This window comes from Corallococcus sicarius (assembly GCF_003611735.1).
GTDB lineage: Bacteria > Myxococcota > Myxococcia > Myxococcales > Myxococcaceae > Corallococcus > Corallococcus sicarius.
The window spans coordinates 1-10,765 of the sequence record NZ_RAWG01000322.1 but is presented as its reverse complement, the minus strand read 5'-3'; the positions used below and the strand labels follow the sequence as shown (position 1 = coordinate 10,765).

General features: G+C 71.6%; 10 protein-coding genes. 5 read left to right on the top strand and 5 right to left on the bottom strand.

Annotated features, from left to right (window positions below):
• The first annotated feature begins 154 nt into the window (after window positions 1-154).
• From D7X12_RS34050 to D7X12_RS34040, 3 genes are all read left to right on the top strand, one after another.
• The gene (locus tag D7X12_RS34050) at window positions 155-1,306 is read left to right on the top strand and encodes a class I SAM-dependent rRNA methyltransferase (protein WP_120629379.1); all 1,152 of its coding nucleotides are present in this window, start codon (window positions 155-157) and stop codon (window positions 1,304-1,306) included.
• A gap of 61 nt (window positions 1,307-1,367) precedes the next feature.
• Window positions 1,368-1,862, top strand: a complete 495-nt coding sequence (locus D7X12_RS34045; RefSeq protein ID WP_120629378.1) for a YkgJ family cysteine cluster protein — start codon at window positions 1,368-1,370, stop codon at window positions 1,860-1,862.
• Window positions 1,863-1,986: 124 nt separating this feature from the next.
• Window positions 1,987-3,099 (top strand): glycerate kinase, encoded by a 1,113-nt coding sequence (locus D7X12_RS34040; protein ID WP_120629377.1) that lies wholly within the window; start codon window positions 1,987-1,989, stop codon window positions 3,097-3,099.
• A gap of 17 nt (window positions 3,100-3,116) precedes the next feature.
• On the opposite strand, the gene D7X12_RS34035 is transcribed toward D7X12_RS34040, so the two are convergent.
• Window positions 3,117-4,088, bottom strand: coding sequence for a cysteine hydrolase family protein (locus D7X12_RS34035; RefSeq protein WP_120629376.1), 972 nt, complete (start codon window positions 4,086-4,088; stop codon window positions 3,117-3,119).
• 52 nt (window positions 4,089-4,140) lie between these two features.
• The gene (locus D7X12_RS34030) at window positions 4,141-5,586 is read right to left on the bottom strand and encodes a nicotinate phosphoribosyltransferase (protein ID WP_120629375.1); all 1,446 of its coding nucleotides are present in this window, start codon (window positions 5,584-5,586) and stop codon (window positions 4,141-4,143) included.
• A gap of 199 nt (window positions 5,587-5,785) precedes the next feature.
• On the opposite strand from D7X12_RS34030, the gene D7X12_RS34025 reads away from it, so the two are divergent.
• The gene (locus D7X12_RS34025) at window positions 5,786-6,514 is read left to right on the top strand and encodes an MmcQ/YjbR family DNA-binding protein (RefSeq protein WP_120629374.1); all 729 of its coding nucleotides are present in this window, start codon (window positions 5,786-5,788) and stop codon (window positions 6,512-6,514) included.
• Between the two features lie 55 nt (window positions 6,515-6,569).
• Here D7X12_RS34025 and D7X12_RS34020 read toward each other — a convergent pair whose 3' ends face one another.
• Genes D7X12_RS34020 through epmA form a run of 3 tightly spaced genes read right to left on the bottom strand, consistent with a single transcriptional unit; the run spans window position 6,570 to window position 9,042 of the window.
• Complete coding sequence (locus D7X12_RS34020; protein WP_120629373.1) at window positions 6,570-7,298, bottom strand: inorganic pyrophosphatase; 729 nt, start codon at window positions 7,296-7,298, stop codon at window positions 6,570-6,572.
• Window positions 7,295-8,029, bottom strand: coding sequence for a lysophospholipid acyltransferase family protein (locus D7X12_RS34015; protein ID WP_244224947.1), 735 nt, complete (start codon window positions 8,027-8,029; stop codon window positions 7,295-7,297). The genes D7X12_RS34020 and D7X12_RS34015 overlap by 4 nt, the downstream gene beginning before the upstream one ends.
• The gene (gene epmA / locus D7X12_RS34010) at window positions 8,029-9,042 is read right to left on the bottom strand and encodes an EF-P lysine aminoacylase EpmA (protein WP_120629371.1); all 1,014 of its coding nucleotides are present in this window, start codon (window positions 9,040-9,042) and stop codon (window positions 8,029-8,031) included. Before epmA ends, D7X12_RS34015 begins: the two co-directional genes overlap by 1 nt.
• 30 nt (window positions 9,043-9,072) lie before the next feature.
• Here epmA and D7X12_RS34005 point away from each other — a divergent pair.
• The coding region (locus D7X12_RS34005; RefSeq protein ID WP_120629380.1) for a chromosome segregation protein SMC at window positions 9,073-10,765 on the top strand (1,693 nt) is incomplete at its 3' end.

The window sequence follows — 10,765 nt, the reverse complement described above, 5'->3', positions numbered from 1 at the left end:
TTCTCCGGCAGGAGGCCCTCCAGGTGGCGCACGCTCACGTCGGAGCGTTTGATGATGCCCTTCGGGTGGAACTGCTCTTCCAGCAGGTCCGCGATGAGCGCACCGCCCGGACCGCACGACGCCGGAGCTGGGCCCGGACGGCACGCCGCAGGTGATGCTGCTGCGCCGCGGCTCCGACCGGTGGCAGGCGGGCCCGCCGTGGATCTACCGCGCGGACCTCAACGGCGACCCCGGCCTCCAGGGCGGTGAGGTGGTGCGCGTCGTGGACGGCCGCGGCTGGTTCATGGGCAAGGCCTTCTATTCGAAGGTGTCCAAGATCTCCCTGCGCTGGCTCACCAACGACGACGTCGCCGTGGACGCGGACTTCTTCCGCAAGCGCCTCCAGTCCGCGGAGGCCCTGCGCAAGCTGGCGCTCCCCAACGAGACGACGTACCGGCTGGTGCACGGCGAGGCGGACGGCCTGCCCGGCCTCGTGGTGGACCGCTACGGCGACTACCTCAGCGTGCAGTTCCTCATCCCCGCCATGGAGCAGCGCAAGGCGCTCATCGCGGACCTGCTGGAAGAGCAGTTCCACCCGAAGGGCATCATCAACCGCTCCGACGTGAGCGTGCGCCACCTGGAGGGCCTCCTGCCGGAGAAGGGGCTGCTGCGCGGCGAGCTGCCCCCCGGCCCCGTGTCCTTCGACGAGGGGCTCGTGCGCATGCGCGCGGACCTGCTGGAAGGCCAGAAGACGGGCGCCTTCCTGGACCAGCGCGAGAACCACGTGATGGCGGCGCACTACGCCTTCGGCGATGCGCTCGACTGCTTCAGCTACGTGGGCGGCTTCGCGCTCCAGCTGGCCACGCGCGCGAAGCACGTCACCGCGGTGGAGATTTCGGACGCGGCCTCCGCGCAGCTTCGCGAGAACGCCCAGGCCAACAAGCTCTCCAATCTGGACGTGGTGACGGCCAACGCGTTCGACTTCATGCGCGACGCGGTGGACGAGGGGAAGCGCTACGACACCATCGTGTTGGATCCGCCCTCGTTCGCGAAGAACAAGGACGCCATCCCCGCGGCGGTGCGCGGCTACAACGAGCTCAACCTGCGCGCCTTCCAGCTGCTGCGCCCCGGCGGCATCCTCATCACGGCGAGCTGCACGTACCACGTGGACGAGCAGGCCTTCGAGGACATGCTCGCCTCGGCCGCGTCGGACGCGCGCCGCCGGGTGCAGATCATCGAACGGCGGGGCGCCGGCCGAGACCACCCGGTGCTCCTCAACCTGCGCGAGACGCGCTACCTCAAATGTTTCGTCCTGCGCATGCTGTGAGTTAGGGTACGACCCAAGGGGTCCGGCTTCCGGACCCTGACGTGTGGGAACGGTTCAGGTCATGGGGCGGGCGGACTGGGACGACGCAGACGACGGGGCCCCCGCGGGCGGTACGCGGGAGCTGGAGCGCGCCCTGCAGGAGACGCGCACCGTCTACCGGCAGGCGGACGCGGCCTACGCCCCCTACTCCTGCCCGTCGAGCGGCGAGTGCTGCCAGCTGGCCACCACGAAGCGGCAACCCTGGTTGTGGCGGCCCGAGTGGGACGTGCTCACGCGAGGCCGGACGCTGCCGCCGCCCCGCGCGGACGGAGGCTGTCCCTTCCTGGATGCGGCGGGCAAGCGCTGCACGGTGTACGCGGACCGGCCGTTCGGCTGCCGCACCTTCTTCTGCGAGCGGATCCGCGGACCGGCCCGGCAACCGTCCGAGGAAGTGACGCGCCTGCTCCTCCGGTTGGAGCGGATTTCACAGCGGGTGATGCCCTCGCTCCAAGGTCCACGGCCCCTCCTGGAATGGTATGCCGGGGTCCAGACCGCCCCGGCCCGGGAGGAACCTTGAAGTCCCTGTTGCTGACGCGGTGGCGCTCCGCCCACCGCAGCCCTGCGGTGCCCACGAAGGCACCCGCCCTCCCTGCCGCGCTGGCGCCGCGTTCGATGCGCGCTGAACAGGCGGCCCCCTGCCTGTGATCCGTCCGCGTCTGCTCATCGCGCCCCAGGAGTTCAAGGGCACCCTGAGCGCCGCCGAGGCCGCCGCCGCCATGGCGGAGGGGCTGCGGCAGGCGTCGCACGACGTGGTGCTGGACGTGGCGCCGCTCGCGGACGGAGGTCCGGGCACGGTGGACGCGCTGCTCGCGGCCGGACGCGGCGAGCGGCGGTGGACCACCGTGCGAGGCCCGCTGGGCGCCCCGGTGAAGGCCGCCTGGGCACGCCTGGACGACGGGCGCACCGCGGTGGTGGAGATGGCGACGGCCTCGGGGCTGTCCCTGGTGCCGCCGGACGAACGGGATGCCCGCGCCGCGTGCACGTACGGCACCGGCGAGCTGATGCGCGCGGCCCTGGACGAGGGCTGCGAGCGGCTCATCGTCGGCCTGGGCGGCAGCGCCACCACGGACGGAGGCAAGGGCGCGCTGGAGGCGCTGGGCTTCCGCTTCCTGGACGCGCAGGGAGCGCCGCTGCCTCCGGGTGGCGCGTCGCTGGCGAGGCTCGCGCGCGTGGAGGCGGACGCGCGGCACCCACGGCTGGGCCAGGTGGAGCTGCGGGTGGCCACGGACGTCATCACGCCGCTGTTGGGCGACGACGGCGCCGCGCGCCTGTTCGGCCCGCAGAAGGGCGCGGGGCCGGAGGCGGTGGAGGAATTGGAGGCGGCGCTCACCACCTTCGCGCGCGTCGCGGGTGAAGAGGCCGCGGCGATTCCGGGCGCGGGCGCGGCGGGCGGCATGGGCTACGGGCTGGCGGCGCTCGCCGGCGGGAAGCTGACGTCCGGCTACGTCCTGGTGTCGCGCGCGCTGGGGCTGGAGCGGCGCGTGCTGCTCGCGGACCTGGTGCTCACCGGCGAGGGGCGCTTTGATCGACAGACGTGGCTGGGCAAGGGCCCCGTCGCGCTCGCGAGGCTCGCGCGCGAGCACGGCACCCAGGTGGTGCTCTTCGCGGGCAGCGTGCACGCGGACGCCGTGTTGGACCTGTCCCTCTTCCGTGACGTGGTGGAGCTGAGCGCCCAGGCCCGCCCCGGCGCCAGCGCGCATGAGACCCTGCGCGAAGCGACGGCGCGGTGGGCGATGGCGCGGCTGGACCGGTAGGGGGCTTTCGAGCGGGGCTACGCCTCCAGCGCGTCCGTGGTGCGCACCACGCGCATCCCGGCGGCGCGGAAGCCCTCCAGCGCGGCCTTCGCCACGCGGGGGAAGTCCAGGCCCGCGGGCAGCGGATCCAGGGGCGGCGCGGGCACGGGGCTCATCGCGTCCTCCAGGATGTGGATGCGCTGGAGCTTCGACGGATCCGTGCGCTCCAGGTGCTGCTGCAAGTCCCTCAGCGTGGACAGCACGCAGTGGGAGCTGGCCTGCCCGAAGACGTACACCCGATCAAACGACAGCAGGTGCTCCATGAGCCGCGTGTTGAACTCGCCCACGCGCTGGCCCTTCACCTGCGTCACCTCCGGCGCCATCACGGAGTAGTTCTCCGTCAGCGGGTGCTCCCCCTTCAGCTCGAAGTGGGTGGGCGTGTCGCGCACGAGCGCGTGGAAGAGGCTCGCCTCGTACATCGCCGGCACCAGCGCGTGGCTCTGCCCGCCCAGCAGCGCGTGGTACGGCCAGATGGTGAGCACGTACCGGCCGCTCGCCTCCAGCCCCTCGCAGTACGCCAGGCTCTCCTCCGGGTGGCGCGTGGGGTGCCAGCGGCCGTCCCGCACGTCCTTCGCGGTGATGACCGTCATGGGCGCGGGCGGACGTCCCTCCGCGTCCTTCCACCACGCCGGGTGGAAGATTTGAAAGGCCCGGTGCGTGTCCAACGAGAAGACGAGCCCCGTGAGCCGGTCCAGGTGCGCGTACAGCCAGCGCAGCGTGCGCTGCGTGTCCTCCACGGCGCCGGGGACGAAGAGGCTGGCGCCGGGCGTGCAGAAGGCCACCTGCGCGTCGATGCCGAACGCCGCGATGCGCACGCGGTCCTCGCGGGCCGGCCGCACGCGGTGCTCGGCGGCGTAGCGGCGGGCCTCCTCGGAGACCTCGGCCACGCGCTCCAGGTAGAGCTGGCCCGCGCGCGCGTCGTCGTGGAACCGGGGTGGGGGCAGCGACATGACGTCCTCTCCAGACCGCCTGGCGCCGCCGGCCCCCGAGAAACCGGAAGCGTCAGCGGCCCTGCGGGAAGTGGCGCCGCGTGAGCGAATCCACCAGCGCCTGCGTGGTCGCAGTGTAGCCGATGCGCTGCTGCTCGGGCGTCAGCCCTTCGGTGCCCATCAGCGACGGCATCTCGGGCGGGGCCTCCATCAGCGGCAGGTAGCCCTGCGGCGTCGGCTCCCCCGCCTGCCCCACGAGCCCCAGCGGCCCGGAGCCCGTGCGGCGGCGGAAGAGCACGGGCGTGCCGGGGATGCTCTGCTTGCCCTCCGCCAGTTCGTTGCCGAACTTCATCACCGCCGTCGCGCCGGAGCACGACAGCTTGTAGATGGCCGCCACCCGGTCGCGCGTCAGCGGGCTCGTCATGGTGCGCGCGACGATGTGGCCGCCGTAGCCGTAGAACTGCTCCGTCGGCTCCCAGCCCACCTGCCGGCGCAGCTCCTCGAACTCGCGCGTCATCTGCGCGTCCAGGCCGTCCTCCAGGATGAGCACCGGGTGGATGCCCATGTCCCGCGCGCGCGTCACCGCGTAGAGGTACTGGAGCTTCTTGTTCCCGGAGTCGAACCGGATGGAGTCCCCGCCCTGCGGCTCCTCGGAGATGAGCTTGTACGCGGCCGGGATGCCCGACGTGAGCGTGTCGTAGGTGTCCAGCAGGTAGCTGGAGCGCTGCGGCCTGCGCTCGTGCATCGCGCGGAAGGCCGCGTCGTCGGAGCCGTAGCGCTGCACGTGCTCGTGCCCCATCGTGCCCACGGGAGTCATGCCCAGCACGCGCGCGCCCTCCACGTTGCTCGTGCGCTGCACGCCCGCTTCCTTGCAGGCCCGGAGCGCCAGCTCGTGCTGCTCCAGGCAGGTGGCCGCGCGCAGGCCCACTTCGAAGATGCGCGAAGGGTCCTCGACGATGTCCACCAGCTCCTTCACCTGCGCCCGCACCCGCTGCAGGTAGCCCTCCGAATCCACGCGGATGGGCAGGGCCTTCACGCCCACCTGGTCCAGCGTCTCCAGCGCGATGCGCTTCTCCTCCTCGCACGTCACCGTGGCCAGCGCGCGGGAGAGCGCCTCGCGGTCCTGCAGGGCCTGGGTGGCCACCTGGATGCGGAAGTTGAGCTGCAACAGCAGCGGCTCCAGCCAGGACACCAGCGCGGAGGGGCCCGTCAGCGTGAGGATGGGCTCGCGCGGGAAGAACAGCGCGCCCCGGGGAATGGCGCGCACCGTGAGCCGGTCCGTGCGCTGGATGGCGGCCTTGAAGCCCACGCCCATCTCGTAGTCGTGCTGGGCGAGGAAGGCATAGTCGTCCGCCCGGGCCACGGGCAGCAGCGTGCGGATGTAGCCGTCCAGGTCCAACGGCATCACCTGCGGCCCGCCCTTGCGGTGCGAGTAGTAGAACGTCTCCTTCCGCAGGGGCCAGCCGGCCTCCGCCATGCTGAACTTGTAGCCATCCGTGGCGAGCAGCGACTGGGGCATTGCGGTGAGGCTCCTTGTTGACCCAAAGACTATGCGTGGCCCAAGCCCGTTACCTAATGCGACGCATCCGGAAGGATGAGGCCGCGAGAGGCAAGGGGTGCCCGTCACCCGCCTCCCCACGGACCGAGACATCTGGGAATACGCCCGACGCGACAGGTCCGGTTAAGCTGTCCGGACCCACAACGAAGCCAAGGTGCCCATGCCCGCAGAGAACGAGACGCAGAAGGTCGAAGCGATACTGCGCGAACATGCGTTGAGCTACCCCGAAGCCCACGAGGACTTTCCCTGGGGACACCGCGCGCTGAAGGTCAATGACAAGACCTTCCTCTTCATGACCGTGGACGGCGAGAAGCTGAACCTCTCCGCCAAGCTGCCCGACTCCAAGGACGCCGCCCTCACCCTGCCCTTCACCGAGCCCACCGAGTACGGCCTGGGGAAGAGCGGCTGGGTGTCCGCCCACTTCGACTCGGCCTCGCAGGTGCCCGTGCCCGTCATCAAGGCGTGGATCGACGAGAGCTACCGCGCCATCGCGCCCAAGAAGCTCGTGGCCCAGCTCCCCGAGCGCGGCACCGCCGTGCCCGGTCCCGCCTCGCGGCCCACGTCCAAGGCCGCGAAGCCCGCTGCCAGGCCCGCCGCGAAGTCCGCCGTGAAGTCCGCCATCCGCCGCGGCGCGGCCGCCACGCGCAGCGCCCCGGCCCCGGTGAAGAAGGCCGCGGCTCAGGTGAAGAAGGCCCCGGCTCAGGTGAAGAAGGCCGTGGCCCGCGTGAAGACCGCCGCGAAGAAGGCCGTGGCCCGCGTGAAGACCGCCGCCAAGAAGGTCGTGAAGAAGGCCCAGGCCGTGAAGAAGGCCCCGGCTCGCAAGGCCCCGGCTCCGGCGCGCGGCAAGCGCGGCTCCAGCGCCCCGCTCAAGCGCGCCCGCCGCTCGTAGCACCTCACGGAAGGGGGGCCACCTGGCGCGCCCCTTCCGCCACCCACCGCGGACGCTACTTCGCGCCCTTGGCCGCCGAGCCCCGGGCCGCCGCGCCCTTGCCCGCCGCGCCCTTGCGACGGGGTGCGGGTGCGGGCTTCCGGGCGGGCTTCGCCACGGGCTCCACGAAGAGCTTGTCGTAGTCGCGCATGCTGCGCCGGATGACCTCCATCGCCTCCGACCTGTCGTAGACCTCCGCGATCTCCACGCTGCGCTTTCCCTCACCGGGGATCTGCTTGTAGGTGAGGAAGTAGTGCTTGAGGCGGTCCAGCAGCGGGCGCGGCAGCTGCGCGATGTACTGGAGCTCGCCGTACACCAGGTCCGACTCCAGCACCGCGATGATCTTGTCGTCGGCCTCGTTGCCGTCGACCATCCGGAAGCCGCCGATGGGCACCGCGTGCACCAGCAGGTTGCCGTTGGAGACCACCTTCTCCGTCAGCACGCAGATGTCCACGGGGTCCCCGTCGCCCTGGATGCCCTTGAGCCCGGTGCGCTCCGCGCAGCGCTTCGCCACCTGCTCGCCGCAGTACGTCTTCGGGATGAACCCGTAGAGCGTGGGGCACTGGCTGCTGAAGCGCTGGGGCCGGTCCAGCATGAGGATGCCGGACTCCTTGTCCAACTCGTACTTCACCGCGTCCGTGGGGACGATCTCGATGTACGCGTTGACGACTTCAGGGGCGTCCGCCCCGGGCGAGATGCCGTGCCAGGGATGCGCTTGGGATGTGGTCTGGATGGTCTTCTTCATGGAGTGTCTCCCGAGCGCTGTCGCGCCTCGGCATAGAGCCCGGCGACCGCCTCTTCCAGCCGTCGCGTGAGGGTGTCGCGGTCCGCCAACGTCAGTCCCTGCGTGGGCACGGGCCTGCCCACCACCAACGCCACCCGCTGGCCCCAGCGGACCGCCCGGCCTCCCTTGGGGAGGATGAGGCGCGTGCCGGAGAGGGCCATGGGGACGACGGGCACCTGCGCCTGGATGGCCAGCGTCGCGGCGCCCTTCTTGAACGGCTTCAGCTCCCCGTCCGGGCTGCGCGTGCCCTCCGCGAAGAACAGCACGCTGACCCGCTCGCGCACCGCCGTCACGGCCTCTGACAGCCGCGCCTTGTCATCCGCGCCGCCCGTGCGCTGCACCGGGATGTTGCCCGCCCGCCGCATCGCCCGGCCGAACACCGGAATCTTGAAGAGTTCCGCCTTGGCCACGTAGCGCGTGTGCTTGCGCAGGTGCGCGAAGTTCACCATCGCGTCGAAGTGGGACTGGTGGTTGCACACGAAGACGACGTTGCCGTCCTCCGGCACGTTCTCCAGGCCGAACGCCTCATGCTGCACGCCCGCCGCCGCCAGGCTCGAACGGCCCCACAGCCGCAGCACCTTGTCCGCCGCCAGCGGGTCGAACCCGGACAGCACCGACACCGTCGCCGACGTCAGGCCCGTGAGGCCCACCGCGGCCGTGCCGGCGAACACCGTCTGGAGCACCTTGCGCATCAGACGAACCCATGTGCGGGGAACAGGAGGACGTCCTCGATGCGCTGGACCCCGAGCAGCAGCATGAGGATGCGATCAAGTCCGACGGCGATGCCCGCCGCGGGAGGCATGCGCCCCACCGCTTCGAGGAAGCGCTCATCCAGCGGGTAGACGGCGCGCCCCAGCCGGCGGCGCAGCTCCTGCTCCTCCAACAGCCGCGCGCGCTGCTCCACCGCGTCCGTCAATTCAGAGAAGCCGTTCGCCAGCTCCAGCCCCTTCGCGTACAGCTCCACCCGCTCCGCCACCGTGCCGTCCCCGGGCTTCAGTCGGGACAGCGCCGCCATGGAGGCCGGGTACTCGATGAGGAACGTGGGCCGCTCCTGCCCGAGCCCCGGCTCCACCTTCTGCAGGAAGAGGTGGAAGAAGACGTCGTCGAAGGACTGCGCGTCCCCGGTGCGCACGCCCGTGGCCTCCACCGCGCGCTTGAGCGACGCGCCGTCCGCGTGCTGCCGCAGGTCCACGCCCGTGGCGCGCAGCACCGCGTCCCGCACCGTCACCCGCTCGTACGGCGTGCGCGTGAAGAACGCCGGATCCGCGCCCGGGGCCCCTTGCGCCGCGTCGGCCGCCGCCTGCCCCGCCGCCGCCAGCGCGCCCTCCAGGTCGTCCATGATGGCGTGGTAGTCCGCGTGCGGCCGGTAGAACTCCAGCAGCGTGAACTCCGGGTTGTGCGTCTGGGAGACCTCGCCGTTGCGGAACACCTTGCAGATCTGGAACAGCGGCCCGGCCCCTTCCGCGAGCAGGCGCTTCATCGCGTATTCAGGGCTGGTGTGCAGGTACAGGGTGCGGGCCCGGCCCAGGTCCGTCTCCGGGACGAAGGGGGCCTCGAAGGCGGTGATGTACGGCTCCATGCCGGGAGCGGGCACCAGCAGCGGCGTCTCCACTTCCAGGTAGCCCTGACGGGCGAAGAAGTGGCGCAGGGCGGAGTACAGGCCCTGGCGTCCCCGGGCCGCCCGCCATGGGTTTACGTTGGGCATCGGCAGGTCGGAAGTAACATGGGGCGCCTCATGTCCCCAAGGATTCCCGCCCTCCTCGCCGCCGCGCTGTGTCTGCTGGCCGCCTGTCACAAGGCGCCGCCCGCGGCGCCACTCCCCCCTCCGAGTGAGGAGCAGCAACTGACCGGGGAGGTGGACGCCCTCGCGAAGGAGTCCGCCCTCCTCCTGGAAGAGCAGCACCGCCTGGTCTGGGAGTTCTGGACCGAGGGCCAGGGCGCGGACATCGCCGCCACGTACACGGGCAAGGAAGCGCTCTTCAGCCTGGAGAACCTGCGGCGCATCGACCGGCTGCGGCACCTGACGAAGGACCCGCGCGAACTGCGCGCCCTCACCGCGCTGCACGGCCACTTCGCCGGCGAGTTCCTGTCGCGCGAACTGGCCGAGTACAACGACGCGTCCGCCAACCTGGAGGCGTCGCTCATGCTGAAGGTGGAGGGGCGCGAGGTGCGCTACCGCGACCTGGAGCGGCTGCTCGCCAACGAGAAGAACGCGGCCCGGCGCAAGGCGCTCTACGCGGCGGCCACGCCCGCGCTCACGCGCCTCAACCAGACGCTGTACCGCCGCGAGGAGCGCACCGGGGAGCTGGTGAAGCAGATGGGCTTCGAGTCCTACGAGGCCTTCGGCAGCGAGCTGCGGCAGGCGGACCTGGAGCGGCTGGCGAGGCTCGCGGAGGAGGTCCTCCAGGCCACGCAGGAGCCGTACCGGCTGGTGATGGAGCGGCTGAGCCAGCGCGAGCTGGGGCTGCCCTTCTCGCAGCTCACCCGCGCGGACATCCCGCGCCTGTTCCGCTCGCGCGAGGTGGAGGACGCGTTCCCCAAGGGCGAGTCGCTGGCGAAGGCCCAGGCCACCGTGGCGGGGATGGGCATCGACCTGTCCGCGCTGCCCAACGTGAAGGTGGACGCGCGCGACCTGCCCCGGAAGAACCCGCGCCCCCTGGCGATGGCGGTGCGCGTGCCCTCCGACGTGCGCCTGTCGTTCAAGCCCGGCACGGGCGTGCTGCACCAGGGCCGGGTGCTGCACGAGGTGGGGCACGTGCTGCACGCGGCCTTCACGCAGGAGCCCCGCTTCGAACTCGCGCGCCTGGGCAACCCCACGGTGGGCGAGGCGTACTCCGCGCTCTTCGAGGACCTGCTGGAGGACCCGGTGTGGCTGGAGGAGCACGCGGGGGTGCTGGGCGACAACGACAAGCGCGCGCAGTTCCTCGCGACCTCCAGCGCGCACAAGCTGCACCTCATCCGCCACGCGGCGGGCCGGCTGCTCTACCAGCTGGAGCTGCACCGGCGCGTGGAGGTGGATCCGCGCGAGCTGTACCGCGCCCTGATGGCGCGCACCGGCGCCATGCCCATGACGGAGGACGACGTGGAGCGCTACCTCCTGGACCAGGAGGACTTCTACCAGTCCGCCGACAGCTTCCGGGCGTGGTTCCTCGCGGGGCAGCTCCAGGGGCAGCTGAAGGCCCGCTTCGGGCCGGCGTGGTGGCATGCCCCGGAGGCGGGCGCGTTCCTGAAGGAGCTGTGGGGCCGGGGCACCGCCCCGTCCGCGCGCGAGCTCACGGAGGCCATTGGCGAGAGCGGCCTCGCGCCGGACGTGCTGCTTCTACGGCTGAGCACCACGCTCCAGGTGCCCATGAAGCTGGACCTGCGGAGGATGGACGACACGCCTCCGGCCTCCGCCCCCCCGGCCTCCGCGCCTCCGGCCTCCGCGC

What these genes read in the sequence shown, in the direction of transcription:
- D7X12_RS34050 (WP_120629379.1), top strand. Translation starts at nt 155, where the DNA reads ATGCTGCTGCGCCGCGGCTCCGACCGGTGGCAGGCGGGCCCGCCGTGG.
- D7X12_RS34045 (WP_120629378.1), top strand. Translation starts at nt 1,368, where the DNA reads ATGGGGCGGGCGGACTGGGACGACGCAGACGACGGGGCCCCCGCGGGC.
- D7X12_RS34035 (WP_120629376.1), bottom strand. Translation starts at nt 4,088, where the DNA reads ATGTCGCTGCCCCCACCCCGGTTCCACGACGACGCGCGCGCGGGCCAG.
- D7X12_RS34030 (WP_120629375.1), bottom strand. Translation starts at nt 5,586, where the DNA reads ATGCCCCAGTCGCTGCTCGCCACGGATGGCTACAAGTTCAGCATGGCG.
- D7X12_RS34025 (WP_120629374.1), top strand. Translation starts at nt 5,786, where the DNA reads ATGCCCGCAGAGAACGAGACGCAGAAGGTCGAAGCGATACTGCGCGAA.
- D7X12_RS34020 (WP_120629373.1), bottom strand. Translation starts at nt 7,298, where the DNA reads ATGAAGAAGACCATCCAGACCACATCCCAAGCGCATCCCTGGCACGGC.
- D7X12_RS34015 (WP_244224947.1), bottom strand. Translation starts at nt 8,029, where the DNA reads ATGCGCAAGGTGCTCCAGACGGTGTTCGCCGGCACGGCCGCGGTGGGC.
- epmA (WP_120629371.1), bottom strand. Translation starts at nt 9,042, where the DNA reads ATGCCCAACGTAAACCCATGGCGGGCGGCCCGGGGACGCCAGGGCCTG.